At 41.8% G+C, this 21,985-nt stretch carries 21 protein-coding genes; 9 read left to right on the forward strand and 12 right to left on the reverse strand.

Annotation, left to right across the window (positions count from 1 at the left end; all coding sequences use genetic code 11):
* Positions 1–205 precede the first annotated feature (205 nt).
* The 4 genes from AC6UDF_RS00675 (at position 206) to AC6UDF_RS00690 (ending at position 5,189) form a co-directional block, all read left to right on the forward strand.
* Positions 206–2,869 carry a YfhO family protein gene (locus AC6UDF_RS00675; RefSeq protein ID WP_500693371.1) on the forward strand — a complete coding sequence of 888 codons (2,664 nt, stop codon included), beginning with the start codon at positions 206–208 and terminating at the stop codon, positions 2,867–2,869.
* Between the two features lie 82 nt (positions 2,870–2,951).
* Positions 2,952–3,611 carry a histidine phosphatase family protein gene (locus AC6UDF_RS00680; RefSeq protein WP_500693372.1) on the forward strand — a complete coding sequence of 220 codons (660 nt, stop codon included), beginning with the start codon at positions 2,952–2,954 and terminating at the stop codon, positions 3,609–3,611.
* 104 nt (positions 3,612–3,715) lie between these two features.
* Positions 3,716–4,831 (forward strand): glycerol dehydrogenase, encoded by a 1,116-nt coding sequence (locus AC6UDF_RS00685; RefSeq protein WP_500693373.1) that lies wholly within the window; start codon positions 3,716–3,718, stop codon positions 4,829–4,831.
* Position 4,832: 1 nt separating this feature from the next.
* Positions 4,833–5,189, forward strand: coding sequence for an MmcQ/YjbR family DNA-binding protein (locus tag AC6UDF_RS00690; RefSeq protein ID WP_500693374.1), 357 nt, complete (start codon positions 4,833–4,835; stop codon positions 5,187–5,189).
* On the opposite strand, the gene AC6UDF_RS00695 is transcribed toward AC6UDF_RS00690, so the two are convergent.
* From AC6UDF_RS00695 to AC6UDF_RS00745, 11 genes are all read right to left on the reverse strand, one after another.
* Entirely contained in the window at positions 5,170–5,955 is a 786-nt protein-coding gene (locus AC6UDF_RS00695) for an energy-coupling factor transporter transmembrane component T family protein (RefSeq protein WP_500693375.1), read from the reverse strand. The genes AC6UDF_RS00690 and AC6UDF_RS00695 overlap by 20 nt on opposite strands.
* The gene (locus AC6UDF_RS00700; RefSeq protein WP_500693376.1) at positions 5,948–6,499 is read right to left on the reverse strand and encodes a biotin transporter BioY; all 552 of its coding nucleotides are present in this window, start codon (positions 6,497–6,499) and stop codon (positions 5,948–5,950) included. The genes AC6UDF_RS00695 and AC6UDF_RS00700 overlap by 8 nt, the downstream gene beginning before the upstream one ends.
* A gap of 442 nt (positions 6,500–6,941) precedes the next feature.
* Positions 6,942–7,289 carry a type II toxin-antitoxin system PemK/MazF family toxin gene (locus AC6UDF_RS00705; RefSeq protein ID WP_500693377.1) on the reverse strand — a complete coding sequence of 116 codons (348 nt, stop codon included), beginning with the start codon at positions 7,287–7,289 and terminating at the stop codon, positions 6,942–6,944.
* A complete protein-coding gene (locus AC6UDF_RS00710; protein ID WP_500693378.1) occupies positions 7,289–7,555 on the reverse strand; it encodes an AbrB/MazE/SpoVT family DNA-binding domain-containing protein in 267 nt (88 codons plus the stop codon). The genes AC6UDF_RS00705 and AC6UDF_RS00710 overlap by 1 nt, the downstream gene beginning before the upstream one ends.
* A 70-nt stretch (positions 7,556–7,625) precedes the next feature.
* Positions 7,626–8,270 (reverse strand): amino acid ABC transporter permease, encoded by a 645-nt coding sequence (locus AC6UDF_RS00715; RefSeq protein WP_500693379.1) that lies wholly within the window; start codon positions 8,268–8,270, stop codon positions 7,626–7,628.
* Entirely contained in the window at positions 8,267–8,917 is a 651-nt protein-coding gene (locus tag AC6UDF_RS00720) for an amino acid ABC transporter permease (protein ID WP_500693380.1), read from the reverse strand. The genes AC6UDF_RS00715 and AC6UDF_RS00720 overlap by 4 nt, the downstream gene beginning before the upstream one ends.
* Positions 8,914–9,777, reverse strand: a complete 864-nt coding sequence (locus AC6UDF_RS00725; protein WP_500693381.1) for a transporter substrate-binding domain-containing protein — start codon at positions 9,775–9,777, stop codon at positions 8,914–8,916. The genes AC6UDF_RS00720 and AC6UDF_RS00725 overlap by 4 nt, the downstream gene beginning before the upstream one ends.
* 17 nt (positions 9,778–9,794) lie before the next feature.
* The gene (locus AC6UDF_RS00730; RefSeq protein WP_500693382.1) at positions 9,795–10,535 is read right to left on the reverse strand and encodes an amino acid ABC transporter ATP-binding protein; all 741 of its coding nucleotides are present in this window, start codon (positions 10,533–10,535) and stop codon (positions 9,795–9,797) included.
* 201 nt (positions 10,536–10,736) lie between these two features.
* Positions 10,737–11,960, reverse strand: a complete 1,224-nt coding sequence (locus tag AC6UDF_RS00735; RefSeq protein WP_500723736.1) for a DUF2075 domain-containing protein — start codon at positions 11,958–11,960, stop codon at positions 10,737–10,739.
* Positions 11,953–13,362, reverse strand: a complete 1,410-nt coding sequence (locus AC6UDF_RS00740; RefSeq protein ID WP_500693384.1) for an MFS transporter — start codon at positions 13,360–13,362, stop codon at positions 11,953–11,955. The genes AC6UDF_RS00735 and AC6UDF_RS00740 overlap by 8 nt, the downstream gene beginning before the upstream one ends.
* Positions 13,363–13,385: 23 nt before the next feature.
* Positions 13,386–14,147, reverse strand: coding sequence for a pyrroline-5-carboxylate reductase family protein (locus AC6UDF_RS00745; protein ID WP_500693385.1), 762 nt, complete (start codon positions 14,145–14,147; stop codon positions 13,386–13,388).
* Between the two features lie 183 nt (positions 14,148–14,330).
* Here AC6UDF_RS00745 and AC6UDF_RS00750 point away from each other — a divergent pair, with 183 nt between their 5' ends.
* Entirely contained in the window at positions 14,331–14,831 is a 501-nt protein-coding gene (locus tag AC6UDF_RS00750; RefSeq protein WP_500693386.1) for a hypothetical protein, read from the forward strand.
* Between the two features lie 51 nt (positions 14,832–14,882).
* Here AC6UDF_RS00750 and AC6UDF_RS00755 read toward each other — a convergent pair whose 3' ends face one another.
* Complete coding sequence (locus AC6UDF_RS00755; RefSeq protein ID WP_500693387.1) at positions 14,883–16,622, reverse strand: phospho-sugar mutase; 1,740 nt, start codon at positions 16,620–16,622, stop codon at positions 14,883–14,885.
* A gap of 152 nt (positions 16,623–16,774) precedes the next feature.
* On the opposite strand from AC6UDF_RS00755, the gene AC6UDF_RS00760 reads away from it, so the two are divergent.
* From AC6UDF_RS00760 to AC6UDF_RS00775, 4 genes are all read left to right on the forward strand, one after another.
* Positions 16,775–17,047: a GNAT family N-acetyltransferase gene (locus AC6UDF_RS00760; RefSeq protein ID WP_500693388.1), complete on the forward strand. Its 273-nt coding sequence runs from the start codon at positions 16,775–16,777 to the stop codon at positions 17,045–17,047.
* Between the two features lie 12 nt (positions 17,048–17,059).
* A complete protein-coding gene (gene galE / locus AC6UDF_RS00765) occupies positions 17,060–18,052 on the forward strand; it encodes a UDP-glucose 4-epimerase GalE (protein ID WP_500693389.1) in 993 nt (330 codons plus the stop codon).
* A gap of 14 nt (positions 18,053–18,066) precedes the next feature.
* Positions 18,067–18,978, forward strand: coding sequence for a DMT family transporter (locus tag AC6UDF_RS00770; RefSeq protein WP_500693390.1), 912 nt, complete (start codon positions 18,067–18,069; stop codon positions 18,976–18,978).
* Between the two features lie 132 nt (positions 18,979–19,110).
* Complete coding sequence (locus tag AC6UDF_RS00775; protein WP_500693391.1) at positions 19,111–21,840, forward strand: MMPL family transporter; 2,730 nt, start codon at positions 19,111–19,113, stop codon at positions 21,838–21,840.
* Positions 21,841–21,985: the final 145 nt, after the last annotated feature.

Here is a 21,985-nt window from a genome sequence, read left to right on the forward strand (position 1 = left end):
CTTTAAGGGAAGTTAATTGGAATAATTGACGTATCCTAGTTATGAAGGCTAGCTGGTTTTGTCAAAGACGCTAGCGTTAAATGATTGAACTAACAAATTATTCCTAAAGAATTGTCACATTTGTTAGGTTACGTCACAAAAATATAATACAATGAACTGTGGTTACATAATTTTACAAATATTAATATCGAGGGATTTTTTAGCTATGAAAAAGAAAATGCATGTTTGGAAATACTACGCGGCCGCATTTATCATTCCGGTCGTAGTGGCTTCCATCGTCTTCGCAATTTACGGAATAACACCATTTGGTAACCATAATCTACTTATCAGTGATTTGCTCACGCAGTACATGCCATTTTTTAAGTTACTTCGTGATCAAATGCTCCATCATACCTTTAGTGCATACTCGTTTTTGGTCTCGATTGGTGATAATACTGTTCCGATCTACACTTACTATTTAATGAGTCCTCTGAACTTATTGGTTTCATGGTTCAGTGTGGTTCACATGCCAATTCTGATCTCAATCATCATTTTGATTAAGATCGGACTAATTGGTTGGTCAATGGCCTTCTTTTTGAAGGTGAAGTATCACAGACAGGACATGATGCAAATCATGGCTGCCGTAGCATACAGTTTGAGTGGTTACGTTGCCCTCTACTTCTATGATTTCATGTGGCTTGAGGCTTTAATGATTCTACCGCTTTTAACCCTTGGAATTGAACGACTGTTTTATAAGGGGAAATGGGGCGGATACGTCGTCGCTTTGACGGCCATCATTATCATGAATTACTACATGGGCTATATGCTGTGTATTTACTCTTTGATCTATTTTGTCTACCTCGTCTTTTTGAACCGTCCAGCTAAAACTGGGTTTTGGCATTACTTAAAGGTTCATGGTTCCATGACGTGTAAGTACGTCGTTAGTTCGATCATTGCCGCCCTGTTGTCGTGTTTCATGTTGATTCCATCAATTGTGGGGATGCTTTCAACCAGTAAGGGATTATTCAAAATCTGGGACTTTCTGCCTTATCCAAGGTTTAGTCCTGCTGTTTTTGTTAATCTTGGGGTGGGAGCCAATAACTTTATGGGCCGTTTGTCCCATGATCCCAGTATCTTTGTGGGTACGATCTTCATCATGGGCCTCCTGGTGTTCTGGTTATCGAAGAAGATTACGAAACGACAGAAACACGCTTCCTTCTGGCTAGTTGGGGCAATTTTCGTCGGGATGTGGATTACCACTTTTAACACTATTTGGCACATGTTCCAAAATCCAGCTGGATTCCCGTATAGAGAAGCCTTCATGTTCGGTTTTGTGACCATCATGTTCGCATATGAAGCTTACATTAACGGAGCGTTTAAGGACAATCGAGTTGTTAAAAACGCTGGTTTAATCGTTTCCTTCCTGTTAGTAATTGGGTACGGTTGTGGCGATTTGGTTGCCTTATTTAACCACATGCATCAGTATGGCATTCAGCTTATTGCTGGGAATTCCCACTTAATTTATGCTTTAATCTTTGTCTTAGTAACCACGTTGTTGTTAATGGCAACGAATCGCTACGGCAAAAAGATTTGGTACCTGCTTTTCGCAGTCCTGTGTGTTGAGATGGGAGTTAACCTCTATCTTTCCCTTCAGGGACGACGGATTGATGCGTTTAGGAATGCTCCTGCAATGTTTGGGAATCAGAAAAAATTTGAAAATGCCTATAACCAGTCTAAAGGCATTATTGACCAAAAAGTTGATAATAAGAAGAATCAAACGACGTTCCATCGTAATGACGTGAATAATCAACTGTACAGTGGGATCTTTGATCAGGATTACAACCAGTATAATGATGGAATTATCTTTAATTACCGTGGGGTAAGTGGCTATAGTTCAACTTTAAACATGCATACTCAAGCAGTCCTTTCTAATCTGGGATTATCGTCAAGAAACGTGCGCCGGGTTAGCGTGATTGGTAGTTCGCCGATTACCGACCAACTACTTGGAGTTACTAATCGGTTAACCATTTTGAAAAATGGTCAGACGATCAATAAAAAGAATGAACGCTATAGTGGACTGGGCTATGCGGTTTCTGATCGGATTGTTAAGACCAAACTAAACAAGGGTCATGTTTTTAAGAACTTGAATCGTTTCGTTCAAGACGAGTCCGGAACCAAGAAGAAGTTCATGCATAAGGCTCAGGTTACCGTTAATAATTCTGGTAAGTACCGTTATCAGACGGTTGATCCATACGATACTAGACAAATGGATACGGTGGACGGATACAAGTATAATTTGACGGTTAATCCGGTTATTTCCGGTAACCAATACATGTATCTGAGTCAGGCCAACCTCTACAAGGATAAAATCTTTGTGAATGGCAAGAAGATTCCTGAAAGATACCGGATGATCGGGACTGAAAACGTTAAGTTAGGTCATTTTGATAAAGGACAGAAATTTACGGTTAAGATTATTTCTTCTAATAGTCTGAAGGAGAAGAGTCTATTAAAGAGCTTCTCTGGCTTAGACGGTGTGGCTTTCAATCAATTTGTTGACGAAACTCAGCCATACAAGCTGAGAGTGGATCATCCTGAGAACCTGAAACTTTCAGGATCCGATTTCACTGGTCACGTTAAGACGAGTTCAAAGCGCAACGTGCTCTTATTGAGTATTCCTTATGACAAGGGATGGCACGTGACTGAGAATGGCAAGAAAGTCAAGACTTTGATGGTTGCTGACGGCCTTACTGGGATAAAATTAAAGCCCGGTAAACACACCCTTCACTTCCATTACCGCACTCCAGGATTGATCCTGGGATTGCTTTTGACCCTAGTTGGAATTTTGGGGGCATTCTGCGAGTGGCTATTCTATCGAAAACGAAATAAATAGAAATTAGCATTCCCAAAATACTTTGGGAATGTTTTTTGTTATAATTGGGTTAGAGTTAAGGAAACGAGTGAGGTAATAAATTATGAAAGTAACTGCATACTTAGTACGACACGGACAAACCTATATGAATCTTTATAACAAGGTACAAGGTTGGATTGATTCACCCTTGACCAAAAAGGGACTTGAGGACGCCGATAACGCTGGTGAACGATTGAAGGACATCAATTTTGATGCGGCCTTTAGTAGTGATTCTGGTCGAGCCATTCAAACCGCCCACCATATTTTGCAAGCCAACAACAATAACATTAACATCATTAGTTATCAGTTCCCCGAATTACGGGAACAGTTCCACGGCTACTTTGAGGGTGAAAACTTGGAGCAGATGTGGCAGTTTGTTGGTGAGCAGGTCAAGACGACTTCTGAGGCTGGGGTGCTCAAAAACTTTGGTCTTGAAAAGGCTCGTGATTTGATTGCCAGAGCCGATTTGTACAATAATGCGGAGGACAACAAGACGTTTTGGAAGCGAGTTGACCGTGGAATTGATCGAATCCGAAAAAACACCAAGGATGGTGACAAGATCCTGATTGTTTCTCATGGGATGACCATTCGTTCCATCGTTGATCGTTATAATCCAGCGTTGGATATTGGTGAACCAGCTAAGAACGGTAGTATCACTAAACTGATTATTACTGATAAAGATATCAAGGTTGAGTATTTTAATAGTTTAGATGAACAAGTCTAAAAAGTCGGGACAAGCGTCCCGGCTTTTTCTTATGCCTTTTTCAAATGATTTACTTCTTAATTTGTGAATAATATAATTATGACAGTTTAAAGGAGGAGTAAAAAATGGTTGAATTATATGCAAGTCCTAGTAATTATGTCCAAGGTTCAGATGTATTAATGAACAGTGCGGACCGAATCGGTAAGTTTGGGAAAAAGGTGCTACTTTTATCAAGTGGGACGGAACTAAGAATGGTTGGAAATAACTTTGCTGATTACTTGAAACAACATGACTTTGACGTAACCGTCGTTGATTTTGCCGGGGAGTCATCTGAAAGTGAGATTGATCGGGTCACTAAGATTGGGCAAAATAACGATGATGACATTGTCATTGGTCTGGGCGGTGGCAAGGTGTCCGATAGTGCCAAAGCGATTGCTGACAACTTGAACACAACCGTAGTGATTGCCCCAACGATTGCCTCGACGGATGCGCCATGTTCACGGTTATCGGTAATTTACACTGACAGCGGTCAATTTGACCACTATCGTTTTTATAAGAAGAATCCTGACATGGTGATTCTTGATACCAAGGTGATTAGTCAGGCGCCAGTCAAGTTTCTGATTTCAGGAATGGCTGATGCCATGGCGACTAACATTGAGGCGACAGATACCCGCAAGTCGAACGGGACGAACATGCTAGGTGGAAAATCAACCCTTGCTGGCGAAGCGATTGGACAAATGTGTGAACAAACGTTGTTTAAATATGGCAGTTTGGCAGTGGCTTCAAACGTGGTTGGATCGGCTACTTCCGAACTTGATAAAGTCGCTGAAGCCAACACGCTTCTTAGTGGAATTGGTTTTGAAAGTGGTGGATTAGCAGCTGCTCACGCCATTTATAATGGCTTTACGGCTTTAAGTGGTGAGATTGACCAGTTATCTCACGGACAGAAGGTCGCCTTTGGAACCCTATGTGAGTTGGTTCTGACTGGTTCTGATCACCGTCAATTTGAGAAGTATTTGAAATTTGATCTTGAGTTTGGCTTACCAACGACGCTAGCGGATCTGAAGTTAGGGAAAGCTAGTGATGAAGAGTTAATGAAGGCAGCCACTCAAGCGTGTGATCCAAGTGACACCATGGCTAATTTACCAGTTTCAGTAACACCAATAGATGTGATGAATGCCATGAAAGCTGTTTCTGAATTCAGTCATGAGTATCAGGTTAAGAATGGGTTAGGGAATTAAAATGAATAATCGTGATGATGTAGTTGAATACGTTAAAAAGAAGTTTGATGTTGAACCAGATCGACCTTTTAAAGAATATCCGAAGTACTTGGCTTTTCGTCACAAAGATGACCAGAAGTGGTTTGGCTTGGTCATGAACGTGCCTCAAAATAAGTTAGGATTAAACGGAACCGATGAGATCGATGTCTTAGACGTGAAAGTTGATCCAGATGTTGCCGGACTTTTGAAACAGTCTAAGGGATATTTACCGGCTTATCACATGAACAAGGAGCACTGGATTACGGTTGTGCTTGGTGAAGTTGATTCAAAACAGGTCCAAAAGATGATTCAAGATAGTTTTAAAATGACCTTAAAGTAAGAATTAAAGCTAAGTAGATGATGACACCGCCGTCAAAGATAGTATCTCGCATACTAAACTGGGTTTCGTGATATCTAGTTGATTGAGATTTAGGCGTGTAGCCACGGGCATCTAAAGTATTGGCTAGCTTATTAGCGTGGTTTGTGACCGCGTACAACAGTGGAATAATGAGTTGAACGTGGAGTTTGATTTTCTTGGTCAATTTTGATGAAGTAAAGTCAACCCCACGGCTGGTTTGGGCAACTTTCAGGTCGTTTAGTTCACCTAAAATGATGGGAATAAACTGCAGGGTGAGGGTAATCATTAACGAAAACTCAGATACAGGTAGATGCAGATAAGTTAATGGTCTCAGTAGTCGCGAGATTGCCTGCGATAAATAGGATGGACTGGTCGTAAACGATAAAAGCGCGGCCATTAGAAGCAGAAGGATGATTTTGACGCAAATTTGGCTTCCATAAAGCCAACCACCCACGTTCATTTGATTTATATATAAATTCTGATTGGTTGGAAAAATTCCATGATAAATTAAAATAAACACTAAAATAAATAAAATGGGCTTGATGGAACTAAGTGCCATGCTTACCTTGATGTGTGCCAGGTGATACAGACCAATTAGTCCTAAAGCACCAATTCCAATTTGAATGGTCGTGGTTGACCACATGAACGTGATCGTTATGAGCGTGATACTGATGAGCTTGGTTCGCGGATCTAATTGCTGCATGAAGGAATGATTGTTTGCGTATGTGCCAAAGATAAAATTATTCATGTTTGAGTTGTAACACCAGACTAATTTTCTTGGTGGAAGCGCAGATTAGACTAACGATTACGGCCTTGATGATATCACCAGGGATGAAGGCTAAGTTTGAAACTAGTGAGGCCGTCACTGACATGTGGGCAATCACTGAAAGGTACAGGGCCCCAAAAACATCAATCAGAATCACACCACCGATGACATTAGCAACAAGATACTTCCAGAAATTAATCTTCTTCCACAATTTTTCAACTAGGAAGCCAATAAGAAAGGCGGCAATGGGCCAAATGATGAAGTAACCACCGGTCGGACCCGCTAAAATCCCTAAGCCGCCACGTCCACCTGAAAGGACTGGCAGTCCAATTAAGACCAGGATGACTACCAGTAGGGCACTTAGAAAGCCGTTTTTCTTACCTAGAAAACTTCCCTGAAGCATGATGCCCATACTTTGTAGCGTAATTGGAACTGGGATAAACGGCAGTGTCAGCGGTGGAAAGAGGCCTAACACAACGACGATTGCGGCAAATAGTGCGTCATAAACAAGTTCTTTGGTTTTCATGATTATTGCTCTCCTTAATTAATTACTTAAATGTCTTTATTTAAGATTATCGATTAAATTCATGAGAAACAATCATTTCATTAAATGATGTGGACCAAATGTTGTTGGAACAATTATTTATCCGAAAATAAAATTGAGCCACATATTTATTTTTGCAACCTATGCCATCTGCATATGACTTATGAATACAAGAAAGCAGTAGACAGGTTGTCCGCTGCTTTTTATATCATTTAGAATAAATAAAAAACATGGTTTATTCTAAATTGACGAATTGATTGCTATAATAAAAATGAAGTTGCATTAGAGTTATCCAATTGTATGTGACTTTTGTGGAGTCGTTATCATGCAATGAAGCTCAGCGTCTTCTTTTCTAGTCAATTGACTAGAAGGGATCCATATAAAAAAGAGGTCACACCTTCGTGTGGCCTCTTTTTCGTATCCTTTAAAAGAACTGTTTAATATTATTAGTAATTTTCCGCATGTCCCGATCGTCTAATTTCGCGACCAACTTGGTTTCACTTCTAACTTCCATGTCCACGGTTCGGACGTGCTGAAGCATGGCAGTCCCATGAACGTTTTTGTTATTGACCTGAAAGTATAGTGGTGATTTCACGTACTTCTTTTCTTCCAAGTACTTAGCGGAAGAACTGATTGGGATTACAATCACCGTGTTCATTAGATGATTATAGTGATTGTTACTAACCACCAGACACGGACGTTTTTTCTTGGTTTCGGTGCCAAGTGCCGGTTCAAGATTAACGAAGTAAATCTCACCTTGTTTATAATTCATTAATCGATAACCTCCGACCCCTGATCAGGGCCCCAATCTTGTTCCGAACTGCTGACGTTACCGTATTTCTTTTCCTGATCTTCAACTATTTTCCAAAACCCTTCAAAGGATTCTTTAGGTGCCATTGTTACCGAACCATCTTTTTGAATTGTAAATTCCAGTTGGTCGTTTTGCTTAAGATTGAGAATGTCACGGACGGTTTTTGGAATCGTAATTTGATTCTTACTCGTCATTGTTGCTGTGATTTTAATTTTGTTTGTCAACATGCATTAACCTCCCATATGCCCTCATCCAATGTAGCTCAAAATCAAGGGAAAGGGAAGCAATTTGTGCAGGCTAGACCATTCTTTTGTCAAACCATTTTGCAAGTAAGGAGAGTCCGTAGTTAATAATGAAGTACATGATGGCAATCGTGACAAACATCGGGATCATGTAATTAGGGTTCTGACCGTAGATGACCTGAGACCTAAAGGTTAGTTCTGGAAGGACAATGGCGGTTGCTAACGAAGTATCCTTAACTAGTGAAATGAATTGGGAAATCAGTGGTGGAATGGACTTCTTTAGGGCCTGTGGCAACAGGATGTGCCATAACGTTTGGGCCTTATTCATCCCGGTTGAAAGGGCACCTTCAGCCTGGTCAACTCCAACTGAGAGTAAGCCACCACGGATAATCTCACCAACCATGCTGGCTTCAAAGACCGACATGGCAACGACCGTGGCCGCAAAGGAATTCAACTCCACCCCTAACTTTGGTAAAGCGAAGAAGGTGAAGAAGATAAGAAGCAGTAAAGGAAGATTTCTGATGGTGTTGGAAATGAAACGAACCGTTTTGGTAAAGTAGGGAACTTTTTCAAATAGGATAATTCCGATTAGAGTTCCTAGGATAAAACTAATAATAATTGAAATCACTGATACCAGAATGGTAACGACTAGACCACCCAGTAAATAGTGCATGTTAATTAAACTAAATGCTCCACTCATTGTGTGACACCTCCGTTCACTTTGCGCTCAATCACGCTCATGCATTTGGAAACGGAGACGGTGATGATGAGGTACAAAATTCCAACGATGATGTAGGTGTTAAATGGGTCAAGATTTTCACCAGAGATAACGTTGGCCTGGTACATTAAATCGAATCCGGCCACAAATGACAGAATTGATGAGTTTTTAACCAGGTTAATGAACTGGTTTCCAAGCGATGGAATGGCTAGCTTGAATCCCTGGGGTAAGACCACTTGAATCATGGCCTGAGTGTACGTTAATCCGTTCGCTCTGGCACCTTCCATCTGGCCCGGATCAACTGAATCAACGCCACCTCTAATACACTCAGCGATAAACGCAGACGTATAGAGGATTAATCCAATGGTCCCAGACCAAAATCCAGAAATGTGAAAATCAGCTGCGACCACCACGTAGAAGAATAAGGTGATGACCAGAAGTGGGATGTTTCTAAAGAATTCGACAAACGCACTTCCGATGAATTTAAGTAATTTATTTGGAGCCATTTCTAGAAGGGCAAAGATGGTCCCCAAGACTAGTGATCCAACTAATCCAATGATTGAGGATAGGATGGTAATCCAGAAGCCGTCTAGAAGAGTTTTCCAATTTTCAAGAAAGATATTTATCATTTTTCAAGACTCCTCCAATCTAATCCAGGCACGTTTGAGAACCATTTCTTAATCAACTTGTTGTAAGTTCCGTCGGAAATGACTTGTTCTAAAGCTTTATCCATGGCGGCCTTCAGTTCAGGTTGGTGCTTGTTCATTGCTAGTCCGTAGGGTTGATTAGTGAATGGTTTTCCAACAACCTTGGTGGAACGATTTTGATCAGCGAGACCATATAGAATGGCGTTATCGGTAGTCACGGCCACTCCCTGACCAGATTCAAGAGCACTTAAGGCCTGGGAGTTATCTGGCATCGAGATGACCTTCGCCTTTGGAGCAAACTGTTTCATGGTTTGAATCGCAGTGGTTCCGATCGTCGTGATCACGGTGTATTTAGGATTGTTTAACTGACGAATGTCCTTAATTGGGGAATCTTTTTTAACCAGAATTGATTGGCCAGCTGGAAAATACGGTTTGGTAAAGTCAATCACTTTGGCTCTCTCGGGTGTGATGGTCATTGTTGCGGCTACTGCTTCAACCTGATTGTTTTTTAGTAATTGGATTTTAGAGTTAGTGGTGACCGAAGTGAATTCGGGCTTGATTTTCGTTCCGGCGTCCTTGGCCATTTGGGCGGTGACGGCGCGTGCCATGTCGACATCAAATCCTTCACTTTGACCGGTCTTGGGACTGATTAAGCCAAATAGTCTGGTATCACCTTTAACTCCCCAGTGCATGACATGGCTGTCCTTGATCCTGGCGTAGTCATTGGTTGCGACCGATTGGTGTTTCTTAGCATCAAGACCAGTAAAGATGCCGCCAATGATTATGACAATTAGGATGACGGAGGCAATCAAACCCACTCGTTTTAACTTAAATTTACTCATGGAATCTACCTCACTTTTTATTTATGTTCAACTTGTGATAGGAATTTGCGAGCTCGTTCGGTCTTAGGGTGATCGAAAAATTCATCGGTTTTAGAATTTTCCAGGATTTTCCCGTCAGCCATGAAAATAACGCGATCAGCAACGGATCTGGCAAAGCCCATTTCGTGAGTAACAACGAGGGTCGTCATGTCCGATGTGTTGGCGATGTCCTGCATGATGTCTAACACACTTCCGACCATCTCGGGATCAAGGGCAGAGGTTGGTTCGTCAAACAGCAACACCTTAGGATTCATTGCTAGGGAGCGAGCAATAGCAATTCGTTGTTGTTGACCACCAGATAATTGAGCTGGGTATTTGGCTCCTTGTTCCGGTAGGTTAACTCGTTCAAGTAGTTTTTTTGCTACCTCTTCGTTTTCAGCTTGAGGACGTTTTAAGACGATTCGTGGAGCCAACGTGATGTTTTCGGTGATGGTTTTGTTGTTGTAAAGGTTGAAATGTTGAAAGACCATCCCAACGTCAGTTCTAAGTTTATTGAGGTTGGTTTTGTTGCTTGACAGATCTTTGCCGTCAACAATGAGTTGTCCCTGTTGAATGGTCTCTAGTCCATTAATGGTTCTAAGTAAAGTTGATTTACCCGATCCAGATGGTCCGATTAACACAACGTTTTCACCTTCGTGAATATCAAGGTTAATGTTGGTTAACGCGTGAAATTTGCCGTAGTACTTTTCTACGTCTTTGAATTGAATGATTGATCCCATTAAATTGTCCTCCTTATCATAAGCTCCAAGAAATGTATTTTGGGGTTATGACTAGATTATACGCATTGAAAGGAAATTACTAGCACTGATGGCACATTTTGTTACACAAAAGTAAATTTTTTTATCAGAACAACCAAAAAGGTCCCAAAATGCGAACATTATGGGGCCTTTTAGCTTAATTATCTTTAAAATGGAACTTACTTAGTGGTTGATCTTTTGAAATGATTTCATCAATGCTTCTCTAAGCTTCGGATCGTGAGCAAAGATGAAAGTCCCAAAGACACCGCGCTTCATCAACACGTTCACGGAGTTCAGGATGATTTGCCGCCTTATTTGTGCAAATTCTTTTTGATCCGTGATGTCTTTTCGGTGTTTTTTGCTTTCAACATCGGTTTGCTTTTTTAAGTCAACCTTTACGCGATGGTCTTTAGGGTCAAGATAGATTGGTGGCCCTAAAATAATGCCAACGTAGTTCAAATCAAATCCCTGACAGGTGTAAATGGAACCAACCTCATTGATGGTCTGGGGAATTTCCGCCCACGGGGTACTGGTGTAATTGTACTGATCCCACGGCATTTTGAAACCGCCAAGCTCTTTGATGTAATGTTTTCCGCCATCTAAAGTTGATGGATAGCCGGTGGTCGAAACAATTCGGGATAAGCCCACCTCATGGTTTTTCTTCACAATCGCTTGGCGCATTTTTTCAGCGTCATCAAAGATTTGAAAGTCGTAACCAGTATCGGCGTCCTTGGGGATTGGCAGCAACTTGCCTCTCGTAAATTCATTGATCCAGTGAACCAAGTCTGGTTTAGCGGTCATGCGAAACTGATGGGTCAGTTGATAACTTTCGTGATAGTAGGGTTCAAGTAGTTTGTTTAAACGTTGCTTGTCCCAGTAACACTTGGTTCGTAGTACCTGATTCATGTCAAAGACGGCAATGACGACCTTGCTTGACTTAATGATTTCTTCTAACTGGTTTTCCTGGTAGAAATTATTGTAATGGTCTGGTGAAGACAGTAGTAAATGGGCCTCATCAACAATCACAACGTCAGCACGTTCGTTTCGCTTGTGCATTTGGTTAATAAATGAGGTAGGACGCATAAAGTTCTTTTTTAAAACATTATCTTCGGATCCAGCAATTTGTTTGTAAACCTTCAAAATTTCTGGATGGTTAACTAAGAAGTAGTTCTTAGTGTCATGAAGCTTGCCTTTTTTCTTTGCGGCTTGTTGAATGTTGAAAAAGAGTTGACTCAAAATGACACTTTTACCCGTACCGGCATCTCCAAAGATCGTGAAAACGGACGGTTGTTTTTGATCGATTTGTTGATTAATAAATTGTTCGATTTGATTAATAAATTGTTCCTGTTCCGTAGTTAAATGGTGAAGGTTGGGAGCAAGTTTCTTAATTGCTTGATTGTTATGCATTTTTTGCGAGGTGCTTTCTTTGAATGGTCCAGTTAACTAGCGCAAGGATTAAGCCGAAAACGGCCAGTACGAACAGGAGTAAGAAGTCCATGTGACCACCCATGACCGTCTTTGAGACATATTGGGCAGCACTGTGAGCCTGATTCTGGTTAAAGGCGTAGATCGTTGCCAGGACACTGGTACCGATTGAACCAGCGTATTGTTGGAGCATGTTGAATAACGAGTTCACGTCGGCTGAATCAGATTGTGGTGCGGTTTCTTGAGCATTGGTAATGGTACAGGAGAACGCGAAGTTAAATCCAATTCGTAAAAGTGTGAATAACAGTGTCAATACGACCACCGTGAAGGCCGCCGTCATGGAACTAAATAAGAACGTGGCGATTGACAGCAGAACCATCCCAATCATGATTGGTTTAAAGGCTCCGAACCGGTCATAAGCGCCTCCCGCAAATGGCGAAATGAGTCCACCAATGATTGAACCTGGAAGCAGGATCAGTCCGGCAACCATGGCACTGGTATGAAGAACGGTCTCAGCGTAAATTGGAATTACGAATGACGCCCCAATATTAATGAACATCAACAAGAAGTAGTTCACGGCGTTCAGTGAAACCGTGGGGATCTTGAGTGGGTGAAGCGACATTAGCTGTGAATCACCATGACCATTGAGGTAGATAAATAAGACCAGGGTGATTAATCCAATGACGATGGGAATGAAGCCACTCATAAACGTTGCACCCTTGACGCCAAACTGATTAGCACCCCAAACAAATGAGAATAGGGTCACGATCAAGAGGGCAAAGCTAACGAAATCAAATCGTTTGGAGATTCCCGGAGCTTTAAGATCAATGCTCTTAAGTCCGATAAACAGGGTAATTAGGACGATTGGGAAAGCCACGATGAAGATGTAACGCCATGAAAGTAGTGATGATAGCGTTCCCCCGTAAGTTGGTCCCAGTGCGGGAGCTAGTGAGATAACCATTGAAGCAATTCCAGTGTAAAAACCGATTTTTGGTCGGGGTACTTCAGCAAAAATGATTTGATACATCATCGGAAGTGAGATTCCGGTGGCAGCTGCTTGAATTAGTCGTCCGACTAATAGGAGCCAGAAGTTGGGTGCGACCGCACACAAAATATCACCAAGGATAAACGCGGTGACCGCAAAGACGAAAATGTTTTTTAGTGGGAATTTCTTTAGGAGGTATGCTGTCGTTGCCATGGTAATGGTAACGACTAGTAGGTATCCAGTTGAAATCCACTGAACTAAGTTTAACGAAATGTGAAAAATTTGTGAGAGTTCTGGAAACGTAACGTTCATTGAAGTTTCTAATAGAATTCCACAAAATGATAGTAACGCGGTGGCGAGGATCGCGATTTTGGTTTTTAAGCTTACTTTTGAATCCAAATAATTTCCTCCATTACCGTATTTTATTTGTTGGCGTCGTTAACCGCCTTGTTGACGGCATTTCTAAAGCCGGTGGCGTCTAAAGCAACCACCCCACGAATGGTAGAACCACCAGGTGAGGTAACTTGGTCTTTCAAAGTTGCCGGTGAAATGCCAGTATCGAGTGCTAATTTGCCACTACCTTGAACCATACTTGCAGCGACCTTAAAGGCGGTCTCACGGTCAAGGCCATTTTGAACGGCGGCGTCAGCTAAGGCGTCCATGAAGACGTCGACAAAAGCCGGGCCACATCCAGCAACCGTTCCCACGATGCCAAGGTTTTGGTTACTGGTCTTAATGAGCGTTCCTAGGTTAGTGACAACGTCTAAAGCCGACTTAACGTCTGCTTCATTAGCATTCTTAGATTTACCAACGGCGATGCAACCGGCGTTCACGGCAACCGGGATGTTAGGTACGATACAAACCACTGAGTTGTTTTGGTGCACGTCATTAATGGCTTGTTCACTAACCCCCTGGGCCGCTGAAACGATCACAGTTTGGTCTGGCAATTTGGTGTTCTTCAGCACTGCCACTGTGATTGGTGCGGGAGTTGTTACAAATAGGACGTTTAAGTCACTTGGAAAATCATCGGTGACAATTGTGAAGCCAAGGTCTTTTGAGAAGTTTTTGAGCTCGTCGGTTACGTGATGTCCCTTTACTAAAATGTCACTCGCGTTATATTTGTTGACAAGTCCTTTAATGATGGCGCTGCCCATATGGCCGGCACCTAATACTCCAATTTTCATGTGATTCACTCCTTAATTTATCATTATGATAATAATGATACATCATTGTTAATTGGTTATGTAAGCAAGAATTAACAAACCAATGATTTTACCGGGAGAAAGTTACTATTGGTAAGCGCTTACAGCTAATGATATAATGAAAGTAATAATTCACAAACCAAACATCAGAAAGGGGTTGGCAATTTGAGCTTAAAAAGTTGGTTTAGTAATTTGACGGATAAGGAGACCCCGAGCCTTTCGGATTCGAAACTAGCGGATAACGTTCAATTCATTGATAACGAAGGAAAATACCTTGAAACGGTTGTTAATAGTTTTAAAGATAACTCCGGGTTAGTTCATTATCGTGGTGATGGTTACACCGTTGAGAATTCATTTGCGTTTGCGATTGGTGACCTAGTCAATGACGATAACTTGCTTGAAAAATGCGCTTATTCGATTAAATTGTTAAAGAGAATGGACGCACCCAAAAAATCAAAGTTGGCCTCCTTAATTGCGCAGTTGATTAAGATGATTACGTATGTTTCTGATTATGTTACGGGAATGCGGCGTGATATGCGCCAGGGGACAACTGGTCATGCTGCGATCCAGATGTTCTGGCGTAGTGAGAAGGCCATTAAGGAATTTAAGGTTGAAAAAGTGTACACGGTCGCACTTGTTAATGCTGATGAACCAGTAACTAAATGAAAGTATCAAAAAACTGGACTCAAACGAGTCCAGTTTTTTGTTTGCTTAAAATTATTTATTTAATAGTTCATCGTCAACGGCTTGAGTGTAGCTCTCGAGTTTTTGATCAGCTGCCTTTGCTGTATCAGCTTTAACCCCGATGTAAAACTTGATCTTGGGTTCAGTTCCAGAAGGACGAATTGCAAGCCAAGTCCCATCATCAAGCCAATACTTTAAAACGTTCGATTGTGGTAACTCAATTTTTTGGGTTGAACCATCAGCCATCGTGGTGGTGGAAGTCTGGAAGTCTTCAAGCTTAATCACCTTGGCGCCATTGAATGTTGTCATGGGATGGTCTCTAAAGTCTTTCATGATTGCGGCCATCTTGGATTTACCCTCTAGACCATCGAATTCCTTGGAGATGGTCTTTTCTCTAAAGTAACCGTACTTCTTGTAGATATCCTGAAGACCGTCGTACAGGGTCATCCCCTTTTCCCGGTAGTAAGCAGCAACTTCAGCAAGCAGTAGGGTTGACTGAATGGCGTCCTTATCTCTTACAAACGGTTTGATAAGATAACCGTAGCTTTCTTCAAATCCAAAGAGGAAGGTGTGATCGTGATTTTGTTCAAAGTTTTTGATTTGTTCCGCAATAAACTTGAACCCGGTTAGGACGTTCTTCATCTCAATCCCGTAATTCTTGGCAATATCGGTAGCGAGTTCAGTTGAAACGATTGATTTGACCACTACTCCATCCTTTGGAAGGGTACCAGCGTCTTTTTTGGCTTGAAGAATATAATTTAAAAGAACACTGGCAATTTGGTTTCCAGTCATGAGTTTGTATTCACCGTCAGGTTGTCTAACGGCGGCTCCCAAACGGTCAGCGTCAGGGTCGGTCGCAATCAGAACGTCCGCATCTTCTTTTTTACCCAATTTGATGGCAAGATCGAAGGTTTGCGGGAATTCTGGATTAGGAAATGGTGTAGTAGGAAATTCAGGGTCGGCGATGGTTTGTTCAACAACCGCGTCGTAGTTCTTGAACCCAGCGTCTGAGAGTGCCCGTCTAGCAACAATTTTACCAGTCCCATGAAGGGGAGTGTAGACAAACTTCAGATCTTTTCCTACCTTATTAATCAGGTCATGGTTCACGTTGACCGTTTGAACGGCTTCTAGATAAGGAACGTCGACGTTTTCACCAACGATACTCATGAGCCCATCCTTTCTAAGGTCCTTTTCCTCTGAAACTGGAATTTTGAAGAGGTCGTTGACCTTGCGGATGTAAGTAGTTATTAGATCGGATTCTTTGGGTGGCATTTGACCACCATCTTCACCGTAAATCTTGTAACCATTGTATTGTTTTGGATTGTGACTAGCGGTAATCATGATTCCGGCGTAAGTGTGTAAGTGACGCACAGCAAACGAAAGTTCCGGAGTTGGGCGAATGTCATCAAAAACAAACGTCTTGATGCCGTGAGCACCAAGTACCCGAGCCGCTTCGTGAGCAAAAAGTTGCGAGTTGTATCGGGGATCAAAACTAATAACAACCCCACGCTTTTTTACCTCAGGATCAAGGGTGTCCATCAATTGGGCGAGACCCTCAGTGGCTTGTCTAACGGTATAAACGTTCATCCGGTTCGTTCCAGCACCGAGCGTTCCACGCATTCCGGCCGTTCCAAATGAAAGTGATGACCCAAAAGCGTCTTCAATTTGTTCCGAATCGTTTCTCATTTTGGCCAAATCGATTTTTAATTCTGCCGGCATATCTTCTTGAGAAACCCAGTTATCATATTCCTGTTTAGTATCTGTTGCACTCATAATTTTCCTCCTGGAAATAATTTTTCCACGTCGAATAGTTTGAATTGTAACTTCTAATATGGATTATAATTAAAGTCCGACACTCCGTCAATGTAAGCGCCTTTATATTGATGTCAAGACTGTGATATACTTACGCTAAGGTGGTGAGACAAATGAAATTTGATTATGAACCAGGCCGTTTCTATGCTAACGATGTCCATGGTGATTTAATTGCTGAAGTTACTTTTACTGAAGATAATGGAATAGTCTCCATTAACGAAACATTTGTGAACCCCAGTTATCGTGGCCAGGGTTTAGCTGGAAAGTTAATTATGGTAATGATTGATTACGCCAAAGAAAACCATGATTTAATCAAACCAGTTTGTTCCTTTGCCGTTAAATTTTTCGAAAAAAATACTCAATATGATGATTTATTAGATAAATAGGAGGTAATTAAGATGGCTGTATTAGTTGCTGGAGGAGCCGGATACATTGGCTCACACATGGTCGATCAATTAATTAATAAAGGTTACGATGTTGTAGTGGTTGATAATTTGTCAACGGGACACCGCAAGGCCGTTAATCCTAAAGCAAAGTTTTATGAGGGGGATACTCGTGATTCTGACTTTTTGGATGACGTTTTCGCTAAGGAAAATATCGATGCTGTAATCCACATGGATGCTTTCTCACTGGTTCCCGAATCAATGAAGGATCCTTTGAAGTATTTTGATAACAACGTGATTGGGATGATTAAGCTGTTGGAGTCAATGAAGAAAGCTGGGATTAAGTACTTGGTCTTTTCTTCCACCGCTGCGACCTACGGTAATCCAGAGCGAATTCCAATCTATGAAAAAGACCGAAAAGACCCCATCAACCCTTATGGTGAAAGCAAGTTAATCATGGAGCACATTATGAAGTGGGTTGATGAAGCTTACGGCATTAAGTTTGTTGCTCTTAGATACTTTAACGCTGCTGGAGCCAAGGAAGACGGCTCCATTGGGGAGGATCATCATCCAGAAACCCATTTAATTCCCATCGTCTTAAAGGTGGCTGCAGGTCAGCAGGATACCATGAAGATTTTTGGGGATGACTATGACACGCCAGACGGGACCAACGTTCGTGATTACGTGCACGTCCTTGATTTAGCGGACGCTCATATTTTAGCCATGAAGTATCTGGAAAAGGGTAATCCAAGTAACATCTTTAACCTCGGCTCATCAACTGGTTTTTCCAATAAACAGATCGTTGATGCCGCTCGAAAGGTTACTGGTAAGAAGATTCCGGTTGAAATTGACGCAAGACGTGGTGGCGATCCTGATACCTTGATTGCTAACTCTGACAAGGCGAGAGAAGTTCTTGGTTGGAAACCACAGTTTGATAACGTTGAAGAAATCATTAAAACCGCTTGGACCTGGAAGACTAAGCATCCAAATGGTTACGAAGATAAGTAAATGGGGCACAAATATTGAAGAAAAGTAAAACTTACATTGGTGTCATCCTAGCAATTGCTGGAGCCATCATGTGGGGAATTCAAGGACCTGTTTCGCAGTTCTTGTTTCAAGATAAGAATTTTTCAACGGAATGGTTAATGGGAGTTAAGATGTCGGTTGCCGGCATCTTAATTCTTTTATTTACAAAGTTTGTTCAAAGAAATAGGATTTTAAAGATTTGGCACACCGGATATAGCTGGGTCATCCTGCTCTGTTATGCGATTTTTGGTTTATCGGCCGTTCAGTACCTATACTTACTGACAACGAGAGCCAGTAATGCGGCAACTTCAACTATCATGCAGAGCCTTGGAACGGTCATCATTATGATTTTGACGGTGATTGTGTACAAAAAAGCACCAACGATTCAGCAGGGTGTCGCTGTAGTGGTAGCCCTACTTGGAACGTGGTTACTGGTAACAAAGGGAGATTTGACCCATCTCGCAATGAGTCCTAAAGCGTTTACGCTTGGCCTCTGCCTGGCCTTTGCTGGCGCGCTTCAGACCATGCTGCCGGTCAAACTCCAGGAAAAGTTCAGCACGTTTGTCATCATTGGATGGGCAATGATCGTTGGTGGAGTGATCTTCACCTGCGTTCATCCCTTTTGGGTGGATGTTCCCAAGCTTTCTCTTGGTGGCATTTTGGGAGTGGCCTTCATTGTGCTTTTTGGCACAATGTTGTCATTTCTATGCTTCACATCGAGTTTAAGGTACGTGTCCGCTACGACTGCTGGACTACTAGATACGTTTGAACCTTTGTCGGCAACGATTGGAACCGTGGTTTTCTTACATACCAGTTTCAATATCTATGAAATCATTGGTGGCATTTTGGTCTTGAGTACCGTTTTTATCCTGGCAATCAGACCCAGAAAAGCATCACTTCAGCACTGACTAATTGGTTGGTGCTTTTTTGATTGAACTGCTTTTGGCGGATTGCTTGTTTGTGATCAATTTTGTATAATTGGAAGCGTTATGAATGAATTAATGTTTTAAGTAAAATATTAAACATTGAGGAGGAGTTTGATGAATAGGTTCGTCAAGAAATACATATTTTTTGCGATATTTTGGGTTCTTGCCGTTTTAGCTGCCATTTTCTTTTTGCCTAGCATTTCACAGGTAACTGCACAACATGGACAAACTAAGATTCCAGCTAACATGCAGAGTCAGGTTGCTGAAAATATTCAAAAGCATTGGGGCCATCACATTAGCGATACCAGACAAGTTGTACTGGTATATAACAACGGCAATAAACGCATTAATGCTAGTAAACAGGCTAACATCGATCGAACCGTTTCGAAGTTAAAAAATGATGCCGATTACTATGGAATTAAGGGTGTTACCTCAGCAAACGAGAATGCCGCCGCCAAGAAACAACTGATTTCAAAGGACGGTACGACCGAATTAGTTCAACTGAATGTTTCTAAAAAGGACTCGGTTGAAACGATGAACAACAAACTCAAAAAGGGTGCGAAAACGGCGAACTTGAAGTCGTACGTGACGGGATCTGATGTCTTAGATGACGACATGCGGCAGTCAATGATCGACGGCATCAAGCAAACCGAAATCATTGCGGCAGTCTTTATTTTGATTGTGTTGATCATTGTCTTTAAATCTCCAATCGTTCCGTTGATTTCACTTTTGACCGTGGGAGTTTCTTTCATTGTCTCTTTGAGTGTCGTCATGAATTTGGCGAAGTATATGGGCTTTCCACTCTCAAACTTTACCCAGGTCTTCATGGTGGTAGTGCTGTTTGGAATCGGGACTGACTACAATATCCTGCTGTACGACCGGTTTAAGGATAATCTGGGACAAGGAATGGACAAAGTTGAGGCGACGGTCGATGCCAGAAGACGAGCCGGTAAGACCATTCTCTACAGTGGTGGTTCTGTCCTAATCGGTTTCTTTGCCCTTGGACTAGCCAAGTTCTCAATTTACCAATCTGGAGTGGCAGTTGCCATCGGAGTGGTGGTACTATTACTGGTACTTCTCTCATTAAATCCGTTCTTTATGGCGCTCCTTGGTAAGACCATGTACTGGCCAGCTAAGAATCTGTCACCAAAGAAACGGGGTAGTCGAATCTGGTACTTCTTGTCCAGTCATTCAGTTGCACATCCGGTGATGGCGATTGCCTTAGTTCTAGTTTTGACTTTGCCGTTGATTTTCTTTGCGGGAAAGAGCAGCTTGAACTACGATAATTCGGTTGAATTAAGTAATTCATTGCCTTCAAAACAAGGATTAAATACGGTATCCAAGCATTTCTCAAAGGGGACTGCTGAACCGTCAACGATTTATATTCAATCTAAACACAAGGTCAATAACGAGAAGTCAATGATGGAAATTGATCGGATTACTCGTCAATTGGAGAAAAATAAGGAAATTAAGACGGTTGCTTCGGTCACCCAGCCAAGTGGCGAACCAATTAACCAACTCTACTTAAACGATCAGCTGGGGACTTTGAACGGTAAGATGCAACAGGCTAATGCTGGTTTAACCCAACTTCAGAGTGGGGCTAACAGTGGTTCATTTAATGCCGATCAACTAAAGGCAATTGGTGCTTCGGCACAATCAATTGGAGATCATTTAAAGACCATTCAAGGCGCTAGTGGAGCAAGTACCGCTCCTGGTCAAACTTCCGGTCAGCAAGTCATCGCCCAGATGCAACAACAAGCCACCGCTATGGGGTCACCAATGAGTCCCCAGCAGTTACAAATTGTTGCTAGTGGCCTTCAAAGTGTTAGTTCCAAGGTGCAAATGCAACAGGCCGCTTCTATGTCAGGTCTTCAAAATGAATTGGCCGGGATTGCCTCAGATACTCAAAACATTGGTGCAAATGCTCAGACGATGGGGCAACAACTCCAGGGTGTTCAAGCCCAATTGTCGCAAGCAAATGATGGCCTAAGTAAGATTAATAAGGGCATGCAACAGTCAAATGAATACTTGACCGGCTTACAGAACTCAGCTGCGGCTGCGAACACGTTCTATATTCCTAATCAGGTGCTTCAAAGTGATACTTTCAAGCAAGCCTTAAACAACTACGTTTCTTCTAATGACAAGATTACAAGCATCACCTTTGTCTTAAAAGATAACCCATCAAACGCTAAGTCGATGAACTTGGTTAAGGATGTTCAAAATCAAGTTAAACAGTCACTGAAGGGAACTAGTTTAAATGATGCAACCGTTGCAATTGGGGGAGAGACAGCAACCATGTCTGACACCCATGATATTGCCTCACAAGACTTCTTCAGAACAGCTGTCATCATGTTAGTCGGAATCCTGATTGCACTGATGTTTGTAACCCGTTCAATTTTACAACCACTTTACATTGAAGGAACATTAATTTTGACGTACTTCACTTCATTGACGTTGACACGGATCTTCTCGGATATTTTCCTCGGACAGAGCATGTTGACTTGGAACACGCCGTTCTTTACCTTTATCATGTTGATTGCGTTGGGGGTTGATTACAGTATCTTCTTGATGATGAGGTACCGAGAAACCAAAGACGGAACGCCTGCGAAACGAATCGTTAATTCGGCCAACTATATTGGAGTAGTGGTATTATCTGCTGCTGTGATTTTAGGTGGTACGTTTGCCGCACTGATTCCATCAGGAATTTTGACACTGATTCAGGTTGCCATCGGGGTAATCATTGGTTTGATTATCTTAGTAATCATCTTGCCAATCCTATTACCAGCTGCCATTCGGTTAACATATCAACCAATGAGTTTTAAACGAGATAAAAACGAAGATTAGTTTTTAATTTAAAAGCGAAACCAGGTAAAACTGGTTTCGCTTTTTTATGTTAGATAAAATGACATGGACTATTGACCGCCCTGTTCTTTACGCCTAAAATTAAACTATTAAATTGATGTGTAAAAAAATAAATCGGTTTATGCCG

It is taken from the genome of Fructilactobacillus sp. X2R6C1 (assembly GCF_059901295.1).

Bases quoted from the DNA above. Each gene is read 5' to 3' on its own strand.
- galE (WP_500693389.1), top strand. From the start codon at position 17,060: ATGGCTGTATTAGTTGCTGGAGGAGCCGGATACATTGGCTCACACATG.
- AC6UDF_RS00745 (WP_500693385.1), bottom strand. From the start codon at position 14,147: ATGAAAATTGGAGTATTAGGTGCCGGCCATATGGGCAGCGCCATCATT.
- AC6UDF_RS00725 (WP_500693381.1), bottom strand. From the start codon at position 9,777: ATGAGTAAATTTAAGTTAAAACGAGTGGGTTTGATTGCCTCCGTCATC.
- AC6UDF_RS00705 (WP_500693377.1), bottom strand. From the start codon at position 7,289: ATGAATTATAAACAAGGTGAGATTTACTTCGTTAATCTTGAACCGGCA.
- AC6UDF_RS00680 (WP_500693372.1), top strand. From the start codon at position 2,952: ATGAAAGTAACTGCATACTTAGTACGACACGGACAAACCTATATGAAT.
- AC6UDF_RS00700 (WP_500693376.1), bottom strand. From the start codon at position 6,499: ATGAAAACCAAAGAACTTGTTTATGACGCACTATTTGCCGCAATCGTC.
- AC6UDF_RS00715 (WP_500693379.1), bottom strand. From the start codon at position 8,270: ATGAGTGGAGCATTTAGTTTAATTAACATGCACTATTTACTGGGTGGT.
- AC6UDF_RS00710 (WP_500693378.1), bottom strand. From the start codon at position 7,555: ATGTTGACAAACAAAATTAAAATCACAGCAACAATGACGAGTAAGAAT.
- AC6UDF_RS00685 (WP_500693373.1), top strand. From the start codon at position 3,716: ATGGTTGAATTATATGCAAGTCCTAGTAATTATGTCCAAGGTTCAGAT.
- AC6UDF_RS00720 (WP_500693380.1), bottom strand. From the start codon at position 8,917: ATGATAAATATCTTTCTTGAAAATTGGAAAACTCTTCTAGACGGCTTC.
- AC6UDF_RS00735 (WP_500723736.1), bottom strand. From the start codon at position 11,960: ATGCATAACAATCAAGCAATTAAGAAACTTGCTCCCAACCTTCACCAT.
- AC6UDF_RS00675 (WP_500693371.1), top strand. From the start codon at position 206: ATGAAAAAGAAAATGCATGTTTGGAAATACTACGCGGCCGCATTTATC.
- AC6UDF_RS00730 (WP_500693382.1), bottom strand. From the start codon at position 10,535: ATGGGATCAATCATTCAATTCAAAGACGTAGAAAAGTACTACGGCAAA.
- AC6UDF_RS00760 (WP_500693388.1), top strand. From the start codon at position 16,775: ATGAAATTTGATTATGAACCAGGCCGTTTCTATGCTAACGATGTCCAT.
- AC6UDF_RS00690 (WP_500693374.1), top strand. From the start codon at position 4,833: ATGAATAATCGTGATGATGTAGTTGAATACGTTAAAAAGAAGTTTGAT.
- AC6UDF_RS00695 (WP_500693375.1), bottom strand. From the start codon at position 5,955: ATGAATAATTTTATCTTTGGCACATACGCAAACAATCATTCCTTCATG.
- AC6UDF_RS00775 (WP_500693391.1), top strand. From the start codon at position 19,111: ATGAATAGGTTCGTCAAGAAATACATATTTTTTGCGATATTTTGGGTT.
- AC6UDF_RS00755 (WP_500693387.1), bottom strand. From the start codon at position 16,622: ATGAGTGCAACAGATACTAAACAGGAATATGATAACTGGGTTTCTCAA.